19 protein-coding genes are annotated in these 20611 nt (G+C 69.6%); 9 read left to right on the plus strand and 10 right to left on the minus strand.

The window, feature by feature from the left end:
* Nucleotides 1–39: 39 nt before the first annotated feature.
* Nucleotides 40–1458: a DUF2252 domain-containing protein gene (locus ACFVXJ_RS00380; protein WP_389656217.1), complete on the minus strand. Its 1419-nt coding sequence runs from the start codon at nt 1456–1458 to the stop codon at nt 40–42.
* A 513-nt stretch (nt 1459–1971) separates the two neighbouring features.
* On the opposite strand from ACFVXJ_RS00380, the gene ACFVXJ_RS00385 reads away from it, so the two are divergent.
* The 5 genes from ACFVXJ_RS00385 to ACFVXJ_RS00405 all read left to right on the plus strand — a co-directional run bounded on the left by ACFVXJ_RS00385 (nt 1972) and on the right by ACFVXJ_RS00405 (nt 4500).
* Complete coding sequence (locus tag ACFVXJ_RS00385) at nt 1972–2394, plus strand: DUF6325 family protein (RefSeq protein ID WP_389658523.1); 423 nt, start codon at nt 1972–1974, stop codon at nt 2392–2394.
* 31 nt (nt 2395–2425) lie between these two features.
* Nucleotides 2426–2710: an SHOCT domain-containing protein gene (locus ACFVXJ_RS00390; protein WP_389656220.1), complete on the plus strand. Its 285-nt coding sequence runs from the start codon at nt 2426–2428 to the stop codon at nt 2708–2710.
* Between the two features lie 337 nt (nt 2711–3047).
* On the plus strand, nt 3048–3395 hold the full coding sequence (locus ACFVXJ_RS00395) for a carboxymuconolactone decarboxylase family protein (protein ID WP_389656223.1): 348 nt from the start codon (nt 3048–3050) through the stop codon (nt 3393–3395).
* A gap of 111 nt (nt 3396–3506) precedes the next feature.
* Nucleotides 3507–3926: an SHOCT domain-containing protein gene (locus tag ACFVXJ_RS00400; protein WP_389656226.1), complete on the plus strand. Its 420-nt coding sequence runs from the start codon at nt 3507–3509 to the stop codon at nt 3924–3926.
* A gap of 280 nt (nt 3927–4206) precedes the next feature.
* Complete coding sequence (locus tag ACFVXJ_RS00405; RefSeq protein ID WP_389656229.1) at nt 4207–4500, plus strand: YkvA family protein; 294 nt, start codon at nt 4207–4209, stop codon at nt 4498–4500.
* A gap of 92 nt (nt 4501–4592) precedes the next feature.
* Here the strand turns inward: ACFVXJ_RS00405 and hpf are convergent, their stop codons facing one another.
* Entirely contained in the window at nt 4593–4889 is a 297-nt protein-coding gene (hpf, locus tag ACFVXJ_RS00410) for a ribosome hibernation-promoting factor, HPF/YfiA family (protein WP_389656232.1), read from the minus strand.
* Between the two features lie 211 nt (nt 4890–5100).
* Complete coding sequence (locus ACFVXJ_RS00415; RefSeq protein WP_389656235.1) at nt 5101–5571, minus strand: MarR family winged helix-turn-helix transcriptional regulator; 471 nt, start codon at nt 5569–5571, stop codon at nt 5101–5103.
* An 84-nt stretch (nt 5572–5655) separates the two neighbouring features.
* On the opposite strand from ACFVXJ_RS00415, the gene ACFVXJ_RS00420 reads away from it, so the two are divergent.
* From ACFVXJ_RS00420 to ACFVXJ_RS00430, 3 genes are all read left to right on the plus strand, one after another.
* Nucleotides 5656–6033: a VOC family protein gene (locus ACFVXJ_RS00420; RefSeq protein WP_389656238.1), complete on the plus strand. Its 378-nt coding sequence runs from the start codon at nt 5656–5658 to the stop codon at nt 6031–6033.
* 2 nt (nt 6034–6035) lie between these two features.
* On the plus strand, nt 6036–6986 hold the full coding sequence (locus ACFVXJ_RS00425) for a DNA-3-methyladenine glycosylase family protein (protein WP_389656241.1): 951 nt from the start codon (nt 6036–6038) through the stop codon (nt 6984–6986).
* A 205-nt stretch (nt 6987–7191) separates the two neighbouring features.
* Nucleotides 7192–9027, plus strand: a complete 1836-nt coding sequence (locus ACFVXJ_RS00430; RefSeq protein ID WP_389656244.1) for a glycoside hydrolase family 15 protein — start codon at nt 7192–7194, stop codon at nt 9025–9027.
* A gap of 361 nt (nt 9028–9388) precedes the next feature.
* On the opposite strand, the gene ACFVXJ_RS00435 is transcribed toward ACFVXJ_RS00430, so the two are convergent.
* The 3 genes from ACFVXJ_RS00435 to ACFVXJ_RS00445 all read right to left on the minus strand — a co-directional run bounded on the left by ACFVXJ_RS00435 (nt 9389) and on the right by ACFVXJ_RS00445 (nt 12163).
* Entirely contained in the window at nt 9389–10153 is a 765-nt protein-coding gene (locus ACFVXJ_RS00435) for a dienelactone hydrolase family protein (RefSeq protein WP_389656247.1), read from the minus strand.
* A 242-nt stretch (nt 10154–10395) separates the two neighbouring features.
* Nucleotides 10396–11469, minus strand: a complete 1074-nt coding sequence (locus ACFVXJ_RS00440; RefSeq protein WP_389656250.1) for a polyprenyl synthetase family protein — start codon at nt 11467–11469, stop codon at nt 10396–10398.
* 187 nt (nt 11470–11656) lie between these two features.
* Nucleotides 11657–12163 carry a MarR family winged helix-turn-helix transcriptional regulator gene (locus ACFVXJ_RS00445; protein WP_389658526.1) on the minus strand — a complete coding sequence of 169 codons (507 nt, stop codon included), beginning with the start codon at nt 12161–12163 and terminating at the stop codon, nt 11657–11659.
* 211 nt (nt 12164–12374) lie between these two features.
* Between ACFVXJ_RS00445 and ACFVXJ_RS00450 the strand changes: the two genes are divergently transcribed.
* Entirely contained in the window at nt 12375–13505 is a 1131-nt protein-coding gene (locus ACFVXJ_RS00450) for an NADH:flavin oxidoreductase (protein WP_389656252.1), read from the plus strand.
* Nucleotides 13506–13593: 88 nt separating this feature from the next.
* Here the strand turns inward: ACFVXJ_RS00450 and ACFVXJ_RS00455 are convergent, their stop codons facing one another.
* The 4 genes from ACFVXJ_RS00455 to ACFVXJ_RS00470 form a co-directional block, all read right to left on the minus strand.
* Nucleotides 13594–15102, minus strand: coding sequence for a DUF4246 domain-containing protein (locus ACFVXJ_RS00455; protein ID WP_389656255.1), 1509 nt, complete (start codon nt 15100–15102; stop codon nt 13594–13596).
* A gap of 264 nt (nt 15103–15366) precedes the next feature.
* On the minus strand, nt 15367–16821 hold the full coding sequence (locus ACFVXJ_RS00460) for an IPT/TIG domain-containing protein (protein ID WP_389658529.1): 1455 nt from the start codon (nt 16819–16821) through the stop codon (nt 15367–15369).
* 551 nt (nt 16822–17372) lie between these two features.
* Nucleotides 17373–19040, minus strand: coding sequence for an amidohydrolase (locus tag ACFVXJ_RS00465; RefSeq protein ID WP_389656258.1), 1668 nt, complete (start codon nt 19038–19040; stop codon nt 17373–17375).
* A gap of 143 nt (nt 19041–19183) precedes the next feature.
* On the minus strand, nt 19184–20587 hold the full coding sequence (locus ACFVXJ_RS00470) for a purine-cytosine permease family protein (protein ID WP_389656261.1): 1404 nt from the start codon (nt 20585–20587) through the stop codon (nt 19184–19186).
* Nucleotides 20588–20611: the final 24 nt, after the last annotated feature.

Here is a 20611-nt window from a genome sequence, read left to right on the forward strand (position 1 = left end):
TGAAGTCCGCCTGGCCGAGCTCCGGACCGCCCGGAAACCTCAGGCCGACTCGGCGACCAACTCCCCGCTGCTGACGGCGTCGACGAGTGCCCGGTGGTCCTGCTCGTTCTGGTCGGCATAGCGCTCGGCGAAGGTCGCCAACGCCCGGTCGAAGGAGTCACCGCCCCCCAAGTAGGCGGCGATGGCGATCCGGTCGCCGGACCTCGCATGGGCGCGTGCCAAGGTGGCGCCGCAGAGCGCGCCGAAGGTGCGCATGCCTCGCGGCACCATGTCCTCGGCCACCGCCACGCCCTTCCAGTCCTGCAACTGCCGTACGTAGAAGTCCCGCCGGCGACCATCGAACCCTTCGACCCGTTCCCAGCCCAGAAAGATGTCGCTGGTGGCCTGCATCAGCCGCTGCCCGGAGACGACCCGCTCGCCCTGCGTCCGGAAACGGGGGTCCCCGACGTGGGGGGCCAGCACCGACTCGTCGGCCTCTTTGGCCTGGAGGAACAGTGGATCCTCGTCGTCCCTGCCCAGCAGGAGCACGATCCAGCAGCGGGTGCCCACACTGCCGACCCCGACCACCTTGCGGGCCATGTCGGCCACCCGGTACTGCTCAAGATGGAAGCGCCGGTCCGACTGCAGGGTCGTGCCATAGCGCTCGATGAGCTGGCGGATCTGCTGCTCCAGATCGCCGCGCTGCGCATCCGGCAGCAGGTCCTGGAGTGGGGTGATCAACGGCGGATCGGGAGCGATACGGCGCTTGCCGTCGATGACACGGGTCAGTTTGTCGAAGACCTGGAGGGTGTCGTGGGAGCGCGCCTTCGTCGTGGCCTTCGCCCAGCGGTCGCGGCCACGCGCGGACATGTCCGCCCCGAACCGCTCACGTACCCAGTCCTCGTCGAACCGGGCGTACCAGACGCTCAGATTGCCCATGCCGGCGAAGTCGCGCATGTGTTCGCGGTAGGAGCGAACCGTCGCCCGCACGATCGCTGCCCGTTCCTTGCGGCTGAAGCCGTTCAGCCGGCCTGCGATGACGAGGCTGGCGGCCAGACGTTTGACGTCCCACTCCCAGGGGCCCGGCAACGTCTCGTCGAAGTCGTTGATGTCGAACATGAGGCGGCGCTCGGGCGAGGCCAGCAACCGGAAATTCAGCATGTGCGCGTCGCCGCACAGCTGCGTCGTGAATCCCGACCTCGGCGTGCCCGCGAGATCCGAGGCCATGACGGCGGCGGCCCCACGGTAGAAGCGGAAGGGCGACTCGGCCATCCTGCCGTAGCGGATCGGTACGAGTTCGGGCACCCGTGTCGCCGACTGCTTCTCTATGATCCCCAGCGGATCCGGCCGCTCCGGCCCGGGTCCGTACTCGGCGTGGCTGCTGCGGGGTACCGCTGCCCGCGCCGCCTTGCCGCGCGCGGCACGCTCCCGCGGGGTGCGGTGCCGGAGCGCGTGTCCGTCCAGCCTGTTCTCCATCATGGCAGCGGCTCCAAGAGGTGTTGCCGACGCGCAGGCGAGGCCGATGGCGGCGGCAGTGGGGGCATCGGCCGAGGATTGACCGCACCGAGGCGGCAGGCCGCGCATCGGTCGTCGCCGCGCGCACGGCACAGAGGCCAGTGCTTTCGTGGCGTGCTCCGAGCCGGCCGTGTCGGAGGCGCAGGGAAGCCTCCCCAGTCAACGTATCCCTGCAGGCGGTTTGCGGCGAGCCAACACGGTACGGGCACATCGGCGGCGCCGTTCATCGAGTTCGCTGCGCTCCCGGCCGAGAGCTGCCGAGAGCCGGCTGAGAGCTGCTCGTCGCCTTCGTCGCCCCATGGGCACAAGAAGATCCGTACGGTGCGGCACGCGCGGCCCCGGTGGGCCCGACGGGCGGGTCTGCCACGAGGTGCGATCGCCACGGTCCGGTGCTGCAATGGCATGGGGGAAGGCAGCCACAATCCCAGAGGTGACGCCGTGAGCGACGCAGTCAATGAAGTCGACACATCCGGCGAGATGGGCCCCATCGACTATCTGGTAGTCGAGTTTCCCGGAAACCGAATGACCGGCGAGGGACTCCCCCTCCTGGTCGACCTGGTGGACCGCGGCCTCATCCGCATCCTCGACCTGACCTTCATCCGGAAGGACGCCGACGGATCCGTGGCCGTCATGGAGATCAGTGATTTCACCGGCGACGGCGCGCTCGACCTGGCCGTTTTCGAGGGAGCGTCCTCCGGGCTGATGGGCCAGGACGACATCGAGGAGGCAGCCGTCGCCCTGGAGCCCGGTAACTCCGCGGGCGTCCTGATCTACGAAAACGTGTGGGCTGCACCGTTCGCCGCGGCCCTGCGTCGTGGTGGTGCCGAACTGGTCGCCTCCGGAAGAATCCCCGCGTCGGTCGTCATGGCCGCGCTCGAGTCGACCGAAGCTACCTCCTGAACGGCAAGGGGGAGCAAGAAGGGAGACCACTATGGGTCTGCTCCGAGGAGTCGCCCGCACGGCCGTCGTCGCCGGCACGGCGACCGCCGTATCGAACCGTGTATCCCGCCGCCAGCAGGGGCGATGGGCTGCCCAAGAGGGATACCAGGAGCCCGCGCCCCAAGCGGCATACCCTGCTGAGACGCCCGCGGCTCCACCGGTCCCCGACATGACCAGCAAGATCGACCAGCTGAAACAGTTGGGCGAGCTCAAGACCCAGGGCGTCCTCACAGAAGCGGAGTTCGAGGACCAGAAGCGCAAGATCCTCGGCTCCTGACCGCTCCGGCTGCGCAGGCTGTATACGAGCGCCGCCCCTCCCGTCCCCTTTCCAACAGCTCCCGTGCTCATCGGCGTTGACGTGTTGACTGCACAAGATCCTCGCTCGCGACACCGACTCTCCATCGGGTGCTGCCGCCAAATGACGGCAATGCGCCTCCTGCCGTAGCCGGCCGACCGCGGTGGCTTCAGCCCGCGTCGCCCTCGTTCCGGCCGCCTGGCGGGGGTCCGGCTGTGCCGGTGCGACGAGGTACGCCCGGCGTCCACCCAGGGCGCGGCGCGGGCCCGGAGCTCCGATGAAGAGGTACGCCACCCGACCACCAGACGAGGAGCCTGAGATGGCTGCACAAGAGACCGGAGCGGCCGGCGTCGCCGCCCTCGCCGAAGCGAACGCGCCCGTGTTCGAGACGCTCGTGCAGATGACTCTCGACACGTTCGAGCGGTCCGGCCTGGATCAGGAGACGTATCTGCTGGTACGCATCGCGGCTCTGGTGGCCATGGACGCCTCGGCCCCCTCGTACCTGCTCAACCTCGGCACCGCCGCAGAAGCCGGCGTACCGCTGGAGAAGATCCAAGGAACGCTTGTGGCGATCGCCCCCGTGGTGGGCAGCGCCCGGGTGGTTTCCGCCGCCCGCGCCATCGGCGAAGCCTTCGAGCTGGAACTCCCCGGCGATGAAGAGCGGTGACGACCGGCCCGGACGGGGCGGCAGGCCCCGCCCGGGCTCAACCAGGATCCGCCGGCCCTTCACCCGTACGTGCCGGAACCGCAACACGGACGAGAGCAAACAGGAGAAGCGATGGACAGCTACGTGTACCTGGCCTACGACTACCCGGTCCTCGGAGCCTTCTGGACGGTCATGTGGATCTTCCTGTGGGTCATGTGGATCTTCCTGCTCTTCCGCATCATCGTCGACATCTTCCGCGACGACTCCATGAACGGATGGGCCAAGACGGGATGGCTGATCTTCACGATCATCCTTCCCTTCCTGGGCGTCTTCGTCTACGTCATCGCCCGGGGCAAGGACATGGGCAGGCGTGAGCAGGAGCACGCGAGGGCTCAGCTGGAAGCAACGGACCGCTACATCCGCGAGACCGTCGGCGCCACCGGTCCGACCAGCGAGGTGGACCAACTCGCCAAGCTCTCGGAAATCCGGGCCCGCGGCGACATCTCCGAGGAGGAGTTCCGCCAGGCCAAGGAGAGGGTCCTTCACCCGTAACGGCACCCAACGCCCGGCAACGTCACCCCGGACTGTCCGCCAGACGCGTCGACTTCACCAGTGTCGTGTAGGCGGGCGAGCCGGCCGACGATGACCTCCCAGACGGGCTGGACGACGCGCGCCTGGGAGCGGCCCTTCTTCTCGACGGGGATCATCGTCGCGTATCCGATGTCGCTGATGCACCGGAAGAGCTCGCTCTCCGCGTCCGAGCAGGAACGCGGCCCTCACCCCGCTGGGCGGCCACGCGGCTGCGAGCGCTCGATCCGGGTATACGGGGGAAATGGATGGAAAGGTCTGGCTCACGCTGGCCGCGATCGTCGCGGGTGGACTCGCGCTCTATGCGGCCGTGTTGCTCGTACGGGTCTTCAAGGCACGGCGCCTGCTGCTCGAAGCCGGGATCCCACTGCGCGACAAAGCCCTGTTCTGGGTCGCCGTGCTCTACACCGTCTCGCCGGTGGACCTGATCCCGGACCCCGTGTACCTGGACGACATCGGCGTCCTGCTGCTGGCCCTGCGCTCGCTCCACGCGGCGGCGGCCCGGCTGCCCGGCCCCAAGGACACCGCACCCTCGTGAGTAGGCGCGCCCTCGCCTGGTCTGCGTCGGGGGCCGGAACGGTCCCGGCCCCCGCAGGTATCGCCATCGCCTGTGCGTGCTCGTGGTCGTGATTACTGGGGGCGTCCGTACTGCCTCTGCTTGTGCCTCTTGAGCTGGGCGTAGAGCTTGTTGACGAGTTGGTCGATGGCCGTGTGCAGGTCGGACGCCGTCGCGGTGATGGCGGTGAGATCGTGGCCGTCCACCTGGAGGGTGCCCGAGGCGCTCTGCTTCGAGCCGTCGGTCTTCAGGGTCACCCGGGCGCTGCTGGTGTCGGTGCCTTGAACATCGAGCTCGGCCAGCTTCTCGGCGACGAAACCGCGGAGTGCGTCGGTGATCTCGACGTTGTCCCCGTTGAGCGTGTGGTTCATGGGTTTCCTCTCGGTTGTCTGGCAGATCCTCGCTGGTCAGACCATGTTCTGCCAAGCATGGACAGGCGGGCAGCGGTCCGTCGACTTGAGTGCCCGCCGACCCTACCGGCGGACACACCAGCGGACCGCACCGGTCCGCCGTCCAGCGCATGCGGCTTGACCAACCGCCCGGCCCGTTGAACGCAGACGGCAGACGGCAGCGCGGACCGGTTCATCCGCCGAGTGTCGACGCCATTCGGTCCAGGTCGGCGAGGAGAGCAGCGAGGCGTTTCGGCGGGACGGCCTCGCTCATCCGCTGGTCGATGGCATAGACGGCGGTGCGTGCCGCGGCGAGGCGGCGACGGCCGTCTTCGGTGAGGTGGGTGGGCAGGGCGCGGCCGTGGTCGGCGGTGGCCGCGCGGGTGATGAGGCCGGCGTCCTGCAGTGCGCGCAGGACGACGTTCACGGACTGCCGGGTGACGAAGGTGGCGCGGGCCAGTTCGGCGTTGGACAGCCCGGGGCGCTGCTCGAGCAGTTCGAGGCAGGAGTACTGCGGCACGGTCAGGCCGTGCTCACGCAGGGCTCCGTCCATCGCGCCGCGCAGGGCGGCCGCGGCCCGCTTGAGGCGGTAGCCCAGTCGCTCGGTCACGTCGGGGGTCCCGTCGCCCGACGGGGTCGGGCCGGTGGTCGTCTCATCACTCATGTCAGGAGTTTGACATAGCAACGCGGGGAAGCCTACCGTCACCTATGTCAAAGTCCTGACATTCAGAACGGCCGAGGAGCATCCATGACCACCAACCTTTCCGTCACCGGGCCGGACTTCATCGCGCTGCAGGTGCGTGACGTCGACGCGGCCGCCGCCTTCTTCGAGACGCAACTCGGGCTGCGCCGGGCGTCCGTCTCGCCCCCCGGCGCCGTGGTGTTCACCACCGAGCCGATCGCGTTCGCCGTCCGCGAGCCCCTGCCGGGCGTGGACCTCGACACGGTGGAGCGGCCCGGCCACGGCGTCTCGCTGTGGTTCAAGACCAACGACGCCGAGGCCCTCCACGACCGTGTCCAGGCCGCCGGGATGCCCATCGTCAGGGCGCCGGAGGACGGTCCCTTCGGCCGGATGTTCACATTCCTCGGCCCCGAGGGTTACGCCATCACCGCGCACGGGAATTGAGCGTGTACGCCTTCACCATCACCCCGCGAGGACCCTTCTCCCTCGCGGCCGGTCTCGGCTTCCTGAAGGGCTTCGCCCCGGCCAGGTATCACGACACCGCACAAGACCGGGCGCTGCGGCTGGCGTTCCCCGCCGACGACGGCCACTCGGTCGTGGGCGTCGAGGTGAGGCAGCCGGACGGCCCGCAGGGCGCCGTGGAGGCGCAGGCCATCGTGCACACCGGCCCGCCCCGCGAGGGGTGGGCCGGGACGGCCACGGAAACCGTGCCCGTTCCGCCTTCACCCGGGGTGGACGCGGTGCGACAGCAGCTGGCCCGCATCCTCTCCCTCGACGTCGACGGCAGCGGCTTTCCCCGGCTCGCCCGGCGTGATCACGTCGTCGCCGAACTCATCTCGGCATACCCGGGCCTACGGCCGGTGTGTTTCCACTCCCCTTACGAGGCGGCGGCCTGGGCGGTCATCGGCCACCGCATCCGCATGGTCCAGGCGGCCGCGATCAAGGCCCGCATCGCCGAACACCACGGACAACAGGTCACCGTCTGCGGCCGCACGCTACACGCCTTCCCCACCCCGCTGGTCCTGCGCCGACTCGACCGCATCCCCGGGCTGCCCGACACCAAGGTCGAGAGGTTGCGCCAGGTCGCGGACGCCGCGCTCGCCGGTGACCTCGACGCGAGCCGTCTCCGGGCGATGCCGGCCCAGGACGCCCTTGCCCACCTGCGGACCCTGCCCGGCATCGGCCCTTTCTCCGCCGAGCTGATCCTCATCCGCGGCGCCGGACATCCCGACCTCTTCCCACGCCACGAGCCCCGACTGCACGCGGCGATGGCGCGGGCCTACGGCCTGAGCGGGCCGGATGCCCGCGACGCGAACCGTCTCGCCGGCATCAGCGACCGATGGGCGCCCTACCGCAGCTGGGTCGCCCTCCTGTTGCGCACGCGCGGCGGCGCGTAACCGAACGTCGCCCGCAGCCGCCCGGCCTACCGCCTCCTCCCCTGCTCGACCTGCGTGGCGCCGCCGTTCCCACAGCCGGAGCGAGCCGGGGCCGGGGCCGAGTCCGGTCCGCACGGCTCCGCCAGGCCCACACCCCTGGTAGCGATCTAGCATGAAAGGTAGGGCTTCATCTCCAGGCCCGCGCCGCAGCGGCAGGGAGGCCGGCATGGCGTTCGACACGGCTGGTTTCGAGCAGATGGACAGCTGCCGCTACGTACCGATCTCCGAGCACGGCCTGATCGGCGATCTTCGTACCACCGCCCTGGTCGGCGCCAACGGCACCATCGACTGGTACTGCTGCCCGCGGTTCGACTCGCCCAGCGTGTTCGGGTCCATCCTCGACGCCGACCGGGGCGGGTCGTTCGAGTTGGCCGCCGAGGTCCCGACACGCACCCGGCAGTTCTACTTCCCCGACACGAACGTGCTGATCACGCGGTTCTTCGCCGCGGACGGGGTGGCGGAGATCCAGGACTTCATGCCGGTGGTCGACGAGTCGCGGGAGGCGGCCCGGCACCGGCTGATCCGGCGGGTGATCTGCGTCCGCGGCACCCTCCCGTTCCGGGCCCGGATCGCTCCGCGCTTCGGTTACGGCACCGAAGCGCACACCACGCACATGGAAGGCAATGTGGCGGTGTTCCAGTCCCCGTCACTGACGCTCGCGCTGACCGCCACGGCACCACTGGAGAGCGACGGCCTGGACGCGTGGTCGCACTTCAAGCTCCTCGAGGGCGAATCCAACGTGTTCGCCCTCGACCAGATCGGCGACGACGTCCCGACCCGGTCGTGCCCCCGTGCCGAGGCGCAGGCGCAGGCCGATGCGACGGTCAGGTTCTGGCGCCACTGGCTGGCCGGTTCGCGCTACCACGGGCGGTGGCGGGAGATGGTGCACCGCTCCGCGCTGGTGCTGAAGCTGCTCACTTACGCGCCGACCGGTGCGATAGTCGCCGCTCCGACCACCAGCCTGCCCGAGCAGGTCGGCGGCGAGCGCAACTGGGACTACCGGTACGTCTGGGTCCGCGACGCCGCCTTCTGCGTCTACGCCATGCTGCGCCTCGGGTTCACCTCGGAGGCCGAGGCGTTCATGGGCTTCCTCGGCGAGCGCGGCATCATGCGGGGCAGCCGTGCGACCGGCCCGTTGCAGATCATGTACGGCATCGACGGGCGCAGCGAGCTGCCCGAGTACGAGCTGCCGCATCTGGAGGGCTACCTGGGCTCCTCGCCCGTCCGGGTCGGCAATGCCGCCACCGGCCAGCTCCAGCTGGACATCTACGGGGCCCTGATCGACTCGATCTACCTGTACGACAAGTGGGGACAGCCGATCAGCAGTGCCCGGTGGGACGAGGTCGGCGCGATGGCGGACTGGCTCTGCGAGCACTGGGACCAGCCCGACGAGGGGATCTGGGAGACCCGCGCGGGCCGGCGGAACTACGTGTACTCGCGGCTGATGTGCTGGGTGGGACTGGAGCGGGCGATACGCATGGCGAACCGCCGCGGCCTGCCGGCCGACCTGCCCCGCTGGCGGGAGTCCCGGGACGCGATCTACCGGCAGATCATGCAGCGCGGCTGGTCGGCCCGGCGGGGCGCGTTCGTCCAGGCCCTGGACGCCGATGAGCTGGACGCCTCGCTGATGATGATGCCGATGGCCAAGTTCATCTCGCCCACCGACCCCAAGTGGCTCTCCACCCTGGACGCCCTCACCGCGGATCTGGTCTCCGACTCCCTGGTCTACCGCTACGACGCGGCCGTCAGCCCCGACGGCCTTCACGGCCCCGAGGGCACGTTCTCGATCTGCTCCTTCTGGTACGTCGAGGCACTGACCCGCGCAGGCCGACTGGAGGAGGCCCGGCTCGCTTTCGAGAAAATGCTCACCTACGCCAACCACCTCGGTCTGTTCGCCGAGGAGATCGGCCCGACCGGCGAACAACTCGGCAACTTCCCCCAGGCCTTCACCCACCTCTCGCTGATCAGCGCCGCCTTCAACCTCGATCGCGCACTCGGCTGACGCGGCTCCGCTCCCGAGATGTGTGCCACGCGATGCGGGGTCATCATGACGAGAGGTCGATGCGCCCGCGCGCAAGCGGCCGCCCCGAGAGCACTCGCATCCCCAGCCGGAGGCGGCGCATGAACCTTGACGAGTCGCGCAGGGCCTGGGCCTCGATCGTCTGCGTCGTCGCCGTCATCCTCGCGGATCTCGTGGCGATCGTCCTGATGAACACGGTCGGTCGATAGCCGACCGGGCAGTCCGGGTATGAGGCCCGCACGTTCAGCGAGTCCAGCGGCAGGCCGGACCACACGACCGCCGCGCTCGCCCACCCGTTCCCCGACCGGGACATCGGCTCTGGAACCCACTGGCTGGCATTCATCTACTGGGCGAGTCGGGTGGCGAACAGTGCGCGCACCCGGGCCCAGGAGTCCTCGGCCGCGGCCTTGTCGTACATACCGCGTCCGGGGAAGAAGAACGCGTGTTGCGCTTTGGGGTAGACGACCGTCTCGTGGCGTACCCCCGCCGCTGCCAGGGCATCACCGATCCGGCCGCGCTGGTCCGCGTCGATGACGTGGTCGAGTTCCGCGAAGAACAGCAGCATCCGCACATCGCGGGCGGCGATGGCGCCGGTCACCTCCAGCAGCGGCTCCGGGCGGCTCAGCGCGGTACCCGCGACCGGCAGCCACCCCGGGTAGAAGATCGCTGCTGCCGCCAGGTCGAGGCGGCTCGCGGCGAAGTAGGCGATGTGGCCGCCGAGGCTGAACCCGAGGACGCCGCACTTGCCGTTGGCGCCCGCCCGGTCACGGACGTAGTCGGTACAGGCACGCAGATCCGTCTCGACCTCGTCCCGGGTCAGCCGGCCGAGGAGCTCGAAGGCACGCGCCCTGTTGGCGTCGCTCTCCTCCAGGCCGAAGGCGGTCTCCGGGCCGGAGCTGTGATACAGGTTCGGGGCGATCGCCACATAGCCGAGTTCCGCGACGTGCCGCACCACGGCCCGCACCTCCTCGGTCACCCCCCACAACTCGGCGCAGACCAGCACGGCCGGATGGCTGCCGCCCCCGGCCGGACGAGCCAGATAGGCGCTCATCGTCGCCGAACCACTTACCTCGATGTCCACATCGTGCGCGACGATCTCGTAAGCCATGAGGTTCCCCCTCGATCGTGATGATCACCGGACTCTGCCAGAGCACAGTCGACCACGGAATGCGGTATCGGCATACGGACAGCCGTGCCGCACCGCTCGGAGCCCCTCACACTCAACGCCGGCCCCACCGGCGAGGTGCCCTCCCCGCCGGTATCCGACGCGCGGAAGCGTTCCACGAGGTCGAGGCGGCCCCGCCGGGGCTACGGGTGAGGTTCGGGTTTCCGTTGCCGGTCACCTGCCGGTCACCTGGTTCGCCCGACGCTCCACTGCGGCAGCAGTTCGAAGAAGGTGACCGCCTCCTCCCGCCACCGCGAGCGCCATCCGGCGGTCACAGCGGACGCTTGCTGAGCGTAGCGGCGCATGTCTGCCCGCATTGTGCCCGGCACATCGTGGCGCTCGCCGATTTCCCGGACAGCGGCGATGGTTTCCGGCTCACATGCCGGGTCGCCGAACGCGGCTTCCAGCAGGCGACGGTCGGCGCCGTCGACGCCCGCCAGCAGCGCGTTGACGGTGTAGCTGCGCTTGCCGTCGCGGAGGTCGGTTCCGATCGGCTTCCCCATGACTGCCGCGTCCCCGAACAGGTCCAGGTAGTCGTCCCGCATCTGCCCGCAGACCCCCACCAGCCGCGCGTACTCCCGCAGCTCCTCATCGAAGAGGGCCGGGTCCCGGCCCGCGGCCAGGAGTCCGAGCTGCATGGGCGCGAGGATCGAGTAGCGGGCGGACTTGTAGTCGGCCACGCAGTGCAGGAGATCCTCGTCCGGCGCGGCGGCGAAGTCGCGTTCCAGGTCGACGATCTGGCCCACGAACGTGTCGGTCGCCGCCCGGGTCTGCACCTCGATCATGGCCTGCCGGACCGCCACGGGTACCTTCGACTCCTCCAGCAGCACCCGCAGCGACAGCGCGAGGGCGAGATCGCCCGCGAGCACGGTCAGACCAAGGGCAGCCTGCGGGTGGTCGGGAAACCGCTCGCGGTAGGCGTAGTAGGTGGAGGGGGCACCGCGACGGGTGGGACTGTCGTCGATGAGGTCGTCGTGCACTAGGCCGTGGGTCTGCAGCAGCTCGATGCTCAGGGCGGCGGCCCCCAGTCCTTCAACCGGCTCCTCGGTCACCAGACGTGCCGCCTCGTGCAGCAACACGACCCGCATCCGTTTGCCGCCGCGCAGGGACAACTCCCGCAGCAACTGCACGCAGTCCGGGGTGAATCGACTGAAGGACGGCGCATCGATTTGAGCGCTGACCCGGTCGAAGTACTCCTCGAAGAGCGCGTTGAACCGGTGTTCGTATCCGGCGACACGCTCGAGGATCTGCTGCGTCATGACGCTCTTCCTGCTCGGAGACTGCCACGGGACACATTTGTGTACGGGTGACACTCGGGTTGGTGCCCGGGCTGTCACCGTCGGGCAGGGTCAGGCGCCCGATGCGCGGGCGTTCCCGCGGAGCGGCAGTGTCGGGTTCCCACGTGGCGCGCGGCGCGGATTGCTGCGGGGCAGGGATCGCGGGTGCCTACGGGGCAGGAGCCGCCGAATCCCGCTGCCCGGGAGCCGAGGATTCCTGCGGGACCGACGGGCGGCATGCGGCGCCGGCACCGTCCGCCTCCTCCGTGCGCGGCCAGTGCCGTCCTTCGAGGGCCTCGGCGCTGCGGTTGAGTCGGACCAGGACGTCCTCCAGCTCTCGTACCTCCTCCGGGGACCAGTCGGCGACCACCCGGGCCAGGCAGGACCGGTTGACCTCGCGGTCTCCGGCGAGCCGGCGCCCGCCTTCGGCGGTGATGCGCAGCTTGCGGGCCATGCCGCCGTCCGGGTCCGCGACGCGCTCGGCCAGCCCGCAGCGCAGCAGTGCCGCCGTCTGGCGGTTCACCGTCGAGGTGTCGAGCCCGAAGGCATCCGCCAACTGTCCGATGGACATGGGGCCTTGGGTGTCGAGCCGGCTGAGCAGCAGGTACGCCGACCGCTCCAGGCGTTCGGGGTCCCGCTCGCGCCGGGCCAGCACCTGGTGCCGCGAGAGCAGCATCAGCTCCCGCTCCAGTTTCTCCAGCACTGCGCCTCCCACTCCTTCCGGCGCTCCATTATCGCGGACCCGCGCACCGGCGGACCTTCCGAGGGCGGTCTTCCAGCGGACGGCTCCGGCCGTGGGGCCCGCGATATGCATGATACACAGCATGTGTACTATGCACTCCTGGTTGTCACACCGACGAGCCACAGCCTCACACCGGAGGACCCGCATGACCGTCACCACGTCCACCGCCTCCCGCGCGGCCGAGATCCTGTCCCGGCCCGTCACGCTGAACGGCCTGACCGTCCCCAACCGCATCGCGATGGCGCCGATGACGCGGATGTTCTCCCCCGGCGGCGTGCCCGGCGAGGACGTGCGGGCGTACTACGCCAGCCGGGCCGCCGCGGGTGTCGGCTTGATCGTCACCGAGGGCACCTACGTCGGTCACCAGTCCGCCGGGCAGAGCGACCGGGTGCCGCGGTTCCACGGCGAGGAGCAGCTTGCGGGGTGGGCGAAGGTCGCCGCGGCCGTGCACGAGGCGGGCGGCACGATCGTGCCGCAGCTGTGGCACATAGGCATGGTGCGCAAGCAGGGCGAGGCACCGTACGCCGAAGCGCCCGCCGTCGGCCCCTCCGGTATCCGCGTCGACGGCACGGAAGGGACCGGCAAGGCGATGACCCGCGCCGACCTGGACGACGTCATCGGCGCGTTCGCCGACGCCGCCGCCGAGGCCGAGCGGATCGGCTTCGACGGTGTCGAACTCCACGGCGCCCACGGCTACTTGCTCGACCAGTTCCTCTGGGAGCGGACCAACCGCCGCACTGACGCGTACGGTGGCGACGCGGTGGCCCGTACGAAGTTCGCCGCCGAGATCGTGGCGGCGGTCCGCGAGCGCGTCGCGGCCGACTTCCCGGTGATCTTCCGCTACTCGCAGTGGAAGCAGGAAGCCTACGACGCCCGGCTCGCGCAGACCCCGGAGGAGCTGGAGGCCATCCTGGCCCCGCTGACGGCGGCGGGCGTCGACGCGTTCCACGCCTCCACCCGGCGCTACTGGCTCCCGGAGTTCGAAGGCTCGGACCTGAACCTGGCGGGCTGGACCAAGAAGCTCACCGGCCGGCCGACCATCACCGTCGGTTCGGTCGGCCTCGACGGCGACTTCATCCGCTCCTTTGCCGGCGAGGGCGCGGCGCTCGGGGACATCGACAATCTCCTGGAGCGCATGGAACGCGACGAGTTCGACATGGTCGCCGTCGGCCGGGCGCTGCTCCAGGACCCGCAGTGGGCGGCGAAGGTCCTCGGCAACCGCTTCGACGAGCTGGAGCCGTACGACGCGGCGGCGCTCAAGTCGCTCAGTCGGTAGCCGGTAGCAGTAGGGACGGACGGCTGGTCCGAGGAAGCCCCGTGACATCGGTCCGCCGACGTCACGGGGCGTTCGCGCTGCGCTCAGTTCAGTGCTCGCAGAGCGAGAATTCTCGTTCGTAAAGCTGCTCATTGTGTTCGTCGACGAAGAACTTGCGTTCCTGCATCAGTTGGTCCCGGTAGGCCTTGGCCTGTTCAAGCGTCATGGTCGAGGTCTCGGACCATGGCTGTTGCGGTGGCACATCGGATGTCGAGACGATTCTTTCCGATGGGTCGACCAGGAAGAACGCGAGAATTTTACGATATCCCGGGCGGGCGGGGTCCGTGAGGCGGAATGAACCCACGCGGTGTTGCAGGATGTTCGGGAACGCCAGACAGCGGCCCGCCGGGGTCGATGTCGATCCCAGCATCTGATTCAGTGCGTCTTCGTCCTCCAGGCCGTAGACCTCGCGGAGGCCGTTGTCGTCGTTCTGTTCGTAGTGCGGGTCGTCGAGTGCCGCCCGGAAACTCAGGCGGCTTTCGGTGATGTTCTCGCTGTCCCAGTAGTAGATGGCGGTCGAGACGATCCGCTCGTTCATCATCCCCTCGACATGCCAGGAACCGCCGGGATACTCGGGCTTGTCCGGGGTGAGATGAATGGTGGCGAGCTTGACGATGACCTGGAGAGAGCGGCCGCGCAGGTCGACTCGGGCGGATTCATCCGGCAACTCGGGCGGGACGAAGGCGGGGGCGTCCGGGACGACCGGGCGACGGTTTTGCCACCAGTCGTCCTGGGCCTCTTCCCATGCGTCGCGGGCTTCCGCGTAAGCCCGATCATCACTGTAGGCGGACTTGTCCGGATACTCCGGCTGCGAGTCGTACCACCCGTAAGGATCGGCCTCGATCCGCAGGGGCCGCGGATGGCGCAGATCGGTGAGCACGTTCTCCAGCAGCGGGCGCATGCGCGCGAACAAGTCGGGCAGTACGGCGGCCAGTTCGCGGTGCGTCTCGGGGTGGACATTGTTGACGTACGAACGGAAGGCGACATCGCCGTCGGCACTGACGTCGACGTCCGTGGGCAGCCACTGGAACTTCTCCGAGAACTCGTATTTCGAGTATCGGTCCGTCGGGTTCTGCCAAGCCCGATCGGGCGCCCCGCTCACCTCTCTCACGAGGCAGAACAGTGAGGGATGAACCAGATCCAGCACCTGGCCGTCCGATCCGGGATGCCAGTCCTGTTCTTCTTCGGGGACCTGCTCCAGAACCCGGACCGCCTCGCGCAGCCGGGATCTGAGCGTTTCGTCGACCAGCGTGTCCGACTGCCACACCCCGTCGACGGCGGACACCTCGACGCCGGTTGTTCCGTCCCGCAGCGCGGCATAATGCCGGAGTTCGGCAAGCACGTAACGAACCTGCGCTTCGGTGAGGCCTTGGGTGACCGCTTCTTGCGTCCACCTGGCGACGATGTCGGCATCGTTCATCTTGTCGAACCACCCCGACTTCGCCCGAATGAGCGCGCTGCACCGCATCATCTGAAGTTCCCGCAGCGTTCGGGGTGTGGCGAACGATATGGAACGAGAAGCATGAAAAGGCAGCGGGAAAGCAGACAGGGCAGTCAATTCTCCTGGTCCTCCCAGTCGGTGTGCGGTGGCTGGAAGGATACTTGAGCGGACTGACACCGGAGCCCGGCCCCGTCATCGCTGTGGCGATGGCCCAGGCGGGCCGGCTTGCGGGGACGGTGAGGCGTTGGCACGAACGACCAGCCGCCGCTGGGCTGCGGACTCGTTGTCCCGCCACCGACCGGGTTGGACGGGAGGGTGCCTGAACTCGCTCCGGTGGCCGTTCCGTTCGCGCTGTTGGTCGGGAACGGCATCGGCGTTGTGTTATTCCAGGTAGGTGAACTCGTCCGTCGGGCTCCCGGGGGACGAGTAGTTGTTCGACAGGACGGTGACGTTGACCGTCGCGGGCTTGCCGAGTTTGATGGTTGCCGCGGGCGCCTTGACGAGAAGCTGTTCGGGGGCGCAGTCGACGAGCGTGGCGAGTTTGTCGCCGAAGTAGACCTGAGCGTTTGAGGCGAAGTCAACTCCGCTGATCCGGACTTGGTCGCCGAGTCGGCCGCTGTTCGGGCTGACGCCGGTGACCACCACGGCGGCGGGGCCGCCGTAGGCGAACTGGCCGCGCGGGACGGCCGGGGAGGTGCCCAGATTGTTGGTGACGCGGACGTCGACCACTCCTACGCCTGGGGGTGCCCAGACGACGATCACGTCGTCGCGGAGGACGTGTTCCTTGGAGATCGGCACCGTGCCGAAGTCGACCATGACACCCTGACCGAATCCGCTGCCGACGATCTCGACCGGGGCGCCGGCCGTGCCGACCGGGGTCACAACGGTCACCACCGGCCCCGACTGCACGTCAGGCGCGCCGAGGAGCTGCAGGTAGGTCGAGTTGGCGTGCTGGAAGTCCACCTGGCCCATGAAGTCTTGGAGCGACTTTTTCACCAGGTTCGGGTCGAAGGGTTTGTAGCTGTCGTTCAGCGGGTCGTCTTTCCCCGGCTGGACGTAGACGTTGGGGCCGGGTAGGGCGGCGAGCGTCGAGATGACGGCTTTGACGGCGTCGACCTGCGCCGGGCCAGGAGGATCGGGGTACCACTGAGCGGTTTCGATTTCCTCCAGGTTGTTCCACGCCTGCGGCACCACATCGTTGATGTTGTAGTGCCGCTCGTTGGCCTGCCAGTCCAGGGAGTCGACGTAGGCGGCGAAGTCCGCTCCGCCGGCGGTGGGGGCGGCGAAGGTGTGCAGCTCGAAGTTCGGCTTCCCCTTGGGCCAGGTGAGCGTCTGGAGGTAGGGGGCGACCATGGTCGCGACGCAGCCGCCCAGACTGTGGCCGGTGACGTAGACCGTCGGATTCGGCTGCGCCTGGCCCAGGGCGGTGCCCAGCGCCTGCGCCAGGGTGACACCTGCCGTGGTCATGGTGACGACCTCGGTGAACGCCTTCATCGCCCCCTTGGAGACCGAGACCGGGGACGGCATTCCGACGAGGTTGAAGGGGACCACCGTGCCGACGTCGAGGTCCTCCAGCAGATCGGTCACATTGCCGACCGTGCCCCGGATGACCACGGCGAACGAGTTGGAGCCGTCGGTGTTTCTGGCGAGGTAGGCCATGTTGGCATTGCCGGGACTCAGCCCGAGCCAGGCAAGGGCCCAAGTGCCCTGGGTCGCGAGCGATGCGTCCGCGAGTTGCTGGTTGATGCCCAGGATGATCCGGGTGCTCTGCTCCGCGAGGGTCTCGCCCGAGGGGCGCGGGGTGGCTGCGGTCGCCGCGATCGCGGAGAGCGTCATGGTCACCTGTGGAACAGTCGGTTGATTCGAGTCGGACGCCATGCTCGCTCCTCTGGGATCGCCGGCCCCGCCGCGGCAGGTGCGTGTCCAACCTACTTTTCTGCCCCAAGCGCACCACGGTGGCTGGGCCGGAGGTCACGCGATCGGGCCGGCGGCCCATGGGGGGAGTTCTTGGCGTGTTCGCCGGGCGACCGGCCCTCGGGCACAGGCCCGAGGGCCGCCTCGACTCCGGAACAGCACCCCGCCCGGCCGCACGAGGACCACTCCACCACCGAGCCGACACCGGTCCGCGAACGGCTGCGTGTACCGGATGCGATGCCTGACAGCCGATGCCTGACAGCCTGCTGGTCACTGCTCCCGACGCGGTGCGTGGCCTGGGACGAGGAGCCGGATCGCGCCACCTACAGCAGCCCGCGCCGGCCCCGAGCGCGCCGGTGTCCCCGCCGCGTCGAGCACCGCTGGCACCCGGGTCGGACGCCACAACCGTTCAGAAGTGGACCCCCGTCGACCCACGGGGCGACCGCCCCCGCACGGCGCGGGGGTCGTCGCGTCTATGACCCCGGTCGGACGGCAGCCCGGTGAACCACCTCGCCCGCGACCACCACCGTCTCGGCCACCGTGCCCGGGATCCGTTCCGGGGCCACCGCCAGGATGTCCCGGGACAGCACCACGAAGTCGGCCGCCTTGCCCACCGTCAGCGAACCGCGGTCCTTCTCCAGGAAATTGGCGTACGCCGAACCCATCGTGTAGCCGTACACCGCCGTCGCGACGTCCACCGTCTCGGCCGGCTGCCACGGATCGCCGCCGCCCAGCGGGCGGCGGGTGATCGCCGTGTAGATCCCGATCATCGGGTCCATCTCGGCCACGTTCCAGTCGCTGGAGAACGCCAGCACCGCGCCGGCCTCGTACAGGCTCCGCATCGGCCATGCCTTGTGCCAGCGGCCCTCGCCCACGTTCTCCGCCCAGTCCTGGCCGGGCCCGGCGATCTCCGGCGCGCAGTGCCTAGGCTGCATGCAGGCCACCACCCCGAGGCCGGCGAAGCGCGGCACGTCCGCCGGGTCCAGGCACTCCACGTGCACCACTTGGTGGCGGGCGTCCCGCGGCCCGTTGACCGAGCGGGCGTGTTCGACCGCGTCCAGGACCGTACGGATTCCCCGGTCGCCCGTGGCGTGCACGAAGCACTGGAACCCGCGCGCGTCCAGCCGCGCCAGCAGCTCCGCGAACTCCTCCGCCGGGTAGAAGGTCTCGCCGCGGTGTGCCCCGCAGCCGGTGTACGGCTCCAGCAGCGCGGCCGTGCGCGGCTCGACCACATCGTCGATGTACAGCTTGAGCGGCCCCACCCGCAGCCGATCCCCCGCGTACGTCCGGGCCGCCGCCGCGAACGCGTCGAGTTCCTCCTCCGTCGTGCCGCGCGGGTGGAAGAGCGCCGCGACGATCCGCGAGCGCAGCCGGCCCTCGGCGCGCGCCCGCTCGTAGAGCTCCAGGTCGTCCAGGGAGTTCTGCGGTTCCACCACCGTGGTGATGCCGAAGCCGATCGCGTCGTCCAGGCTCTTGGCCAACCGACCGTACTGCCGGTCCGGCGAGGCCCACGGCACCCCGTGCTCGTGCAGTGCCCGGTGGCCGTCCCGAGAGAGCCCCTTGATCGCGAAGTCCTTGACGAAGCCGGTGGGTTCACCGGTCTCCGGGTCGACGGCCGCGGTGCCGAAGGGCAGGTCGGTGCGGTCCTTCGCGACCCCCAGCCGGCGCATCGCGGCCGTGTTCAGCCAGGCCGTGTGCACGTCGTACGAGAGCACGATCGCCGGGACGTCCCCGGTGACCGGGTCCAGGTCGGCGGCGGTCGGCATCCGGCCGCCGGGGATCGCGGAGTAGTCGAAGGCCTCGGCCTCGATCCACGCGGCGTCCGGGTGGGCGTCGCGCCAGGCGCCGATCCGGTCGAGGATCGCCTCCAGGGTGCGCACCCCGGCGAGTTGTACGCACGCGTCGTCGGAGCCGAGCCGGACGTGGTTGTGGGCGTCGATGAAGCCGGGCAGCACCAGCCGACCGCCCGCGTCGATCCGCTCGGTGTCCGGGCCCGCCCATGCGACGGCCTCGGCGTCCGGGCCGATCCAGACGATCCGGCCGTCGGACACGGCCAGGGCTTCGGCCTCGGGGAGGTCGGGGTCGACGGTGTGGATGCGGGCTCCGGTGAGCAGCAGATCGGCAGGGATGGGGTGCGGCATGGTCGGTGCTCCTGTGCAGAGGTCGCGGGGGGCGGGGGCGGGTGCGTCCCCTCGTTCACGGGGGGCGCGCGAGGGGCGCACGTTGGCGCGTGTGAGGGGCGTACGGGTTGAGTCGAGGGGCGTGAGTGACGGGTACGAGGCGCTCAGGCGGCTGGGGCGTACGCCGGGCGCAGCGTCCGCCGGGCGAGGAGCGCGTATGTGAGCGCTGAGACGACCGAGCCGAGCAGAGTGAGGTCGGCGCCGCCGAGCGGCGCCACCAGCGGGCCGGTCCACAGCTCGGAGTCGCAGGTCAGCGAGGCGAAGACCATGCCGGCGAGCAGCGCGGTCATGCCTGCGGGATGGTAGCCGGCCCGGTACCAGTAGGCGCCGGCGCTTCCGGCGTGCAGTGCGTCGGAGTCGTAGTGGCAGCGGCGCAGCAGCATGTCGGCGAGGAAGACCCCGCCCCAGGGCGCGAACACGATGATCAGCAGGGAGAGGAACGAGAGCAGCGAGGTGGTGAAGTCGGTCAGAAAGAGCGCGGCGAGCGATCCGGCCGCGGTGACCGCGGCGCTGATCACGATGGCGCGGGCGCGGCTCCACGGGATGCCGAGAACCTGGAGGTTCAGGCTGGAGGAGTAAAGGGTGATGATCGAGTTGGTGACGGAGCCACCGAGGACGAGGGCCAGGAACACCGGCTTGAACCAGCTCGGAAGCAAACTCTCGGCCCCTGCCACGGCATCGGTCATGTCGGTCCGGGTGGCGGCGGCGACCCCGGCGACGCCGAGTGCGACGGAGGAGACGAACCCACCGAGCGCCCCCATCCAGGTGATCGACTTCAGCGACGTGGTCCGGGGCAGGTAGCGCGTGTAGTCGGCCGGCATCGGCAGGTACGAGAAGGGCCCGGCCAGCATCACGACGAAGGCCAGGCTCCAGCCGGACAGCCCCGGGGCGGCGGCGCCGGTCGGGGCGGCGGTCTCGGCACCGGGCAGGACGAAGACGAGGAGCGCGCCGAAACCGACGGCGAGGACGTACGCCATCCAGCGCTCGGCGAACTGGACGGTCGCGTGACCCCACATCGCGACGGCGAAGGTGAGCGCGAGGGTGATCCCGAGCGCGAGGGCCCGTACCCCGGTCCCCGCGCCCAGGCCCATTTCGGCGAAGAACACCTCCAGGGCGAGGGTGCCGACCACGGTGTTGACGATGGTGTAGCCGATGCTCACCACCCAGTTCAGGACGCCGGCCGGGAAGTTCCCGCGCACCCCGAAGGCGGCCCGGGAGATGACCAGGGTGGCGGTGCCGGTGCGGATGCCGCTGAGACCGGCGGCACTGACCGCGAAGAACGACAGTCCGCTGACCACGACCACGGCGGTGGCCTGCCAGAAGGAGAGACCGAAGGCCACGGCGAGGGCGCCGTTGATCACGTAGGTGAAGGTGAGGTTGGAGCCGAACCAGAGCCAGAAGAGGTCCCGGGCGCTCCCGTGCCGCTCGGCGTCGGGAATGGGGTCGATGCCGTGGGTCTCGACCCGGAACACCTCGTCGACGTCGGCCGTCGTGTCCTGCTGCGTCATGCGCCGTACCCCTGACTGTGGAGC

It is taken from the genome of Streptomyces sp. NPDC058279 (assembly GCF_042881255.1).
Classification (GTDB): Bacteria; Actinomycetota; Actinomycetes; order Streptomycetales; family Streptomycetaceae; genus Streptomyces.

Excerpts from the sequence above, each read along its gene's own strand:
- ACFVXJ_RS00385 (WP_389658523.1), top strand. The coding sequence starts at position 1,972 with ATGGGCCCCATCGACTATCTGGTAGTCGAGTTTCCCGGAAACCGAATG.
- ACFVXJ_RS00400 (WP_389656226.1), top strand. The coding sequence starts at position 3,507 with ATGGACAGCTACGTGTACCTGGCCTACGACTACCCGGTCCTCGGAGCC.
- ACFVXJ_RS00415 (WP_389656235.1), bottom strand. The coding sequence starts at position 5,571 with ATGAGTGATGAGACGACCACCGGCCCGACCCCGTCGGGCGACGGGACC.
- ACFVXJ_RS00465 (WP_389656258.1), bottom strand. The coding sequence starts at position 19,040 with ATGCCGCACCCCATCCCTGCCGATCTGCTGCTCACCGGAGCCCGCATC.
- ACFVXJ_RS00405 (WP_389656229.1), top strand. The coding sequence starts at position 4,207 with ATGGATGGAAAGGTCTGGCTCACGCTGGCCGCGATCGTCGCGGGTGGA.
- ACFVXJ_RS00380 (WP_389656217.1), bottom strand. The coding sequence starts at position 1,458 with ATGATGGAGAACAGGCTGGACGGACACGCGCTCCGGCACCGCACCCCG.
- ACFVXJ_RS00435 (WP_389656247.1), bottom strand. The coding sequence starts at position 10,153 with ATGGCTTACGAGATCGTCGCGCACGATGTGGACATCGAGGTAAGTGGT.
- ACFVXJ_RS00395 (WP_389656223.1), top strand. The coding sequence starts at position 3,048 with ATGGCTGCACAAGAGACCGGAGCGGCCGGCGTCGCCGCCCTCGCCGAA.
- ACFVXJ_RS00420 (WP_389656238.1), top strand. The coding sequence starts at position 5,656 with ATGACCACCAACCTTTCCGTCACCGGGCCGGACTTCATCGCGCTGCAG.
- ACFVXJ_RS00470 (WP_389656261.1), bottom strand. The coding sequence starts at position 20,587 with ATGACGCAGCAGGACACGACGGCCGACGTCGACGAGGTGTTCCGGGTC.
- ACFVXJ_RS00440 (WP_389656250.1), bottom strand. The coding sequence starts at position 11,469 with ATGACGCAGCAGATCCTCGAGCGTGTCGCCGGATACGAACACCGGTTC.
- hpf (WP_389656232.1), bottom strand. The coding sequence starts at position 4,889 with ATGAACCACACGCTCAACGGGGACAACGTCGAGATCACCGACGCACTC.
- ACFVXJ_RS00390 (WP_389656220.1), top strand. The coding sequence starts at position 2,426 with ATGGGTCTGCTCCGAGGAGTCGCCCGCACGGCCGTCGTCGCCGGCACG.
- ACFVXJ_RS00430 (WP_389656244.1), top strand. The coding sequence starts at position 7,192 with ATGGCGTTCGACACGGCTGGTTTCGAGCAGATGGACAGCTGCCGCTAC.
- ACFVXJ_RS00460 (WP_389658529.1), bottom strand. The coding sequence starts at position 16,821 with ATGACGCTCTCCGCGATCGCGGCGACCGCAGCCACCCCGCGCCCCTCG.
- ACFVXJ_RS00445 (WP_389658526.1), bottom strand. The coding sequence starts at position 12,163 with ATGCTGCTCTCGCGGCACCAGGTGCTGGCCCGGCGCGAGCGGGACCCC.
- ACFVXJ_RS00450 (WP_389656252.1), top strand. The coding sequence starts at position 12,375 with ATGACCGTCACCACGTCCACCGCCTCCCGCGCGGCCGAGATCCTGTCC.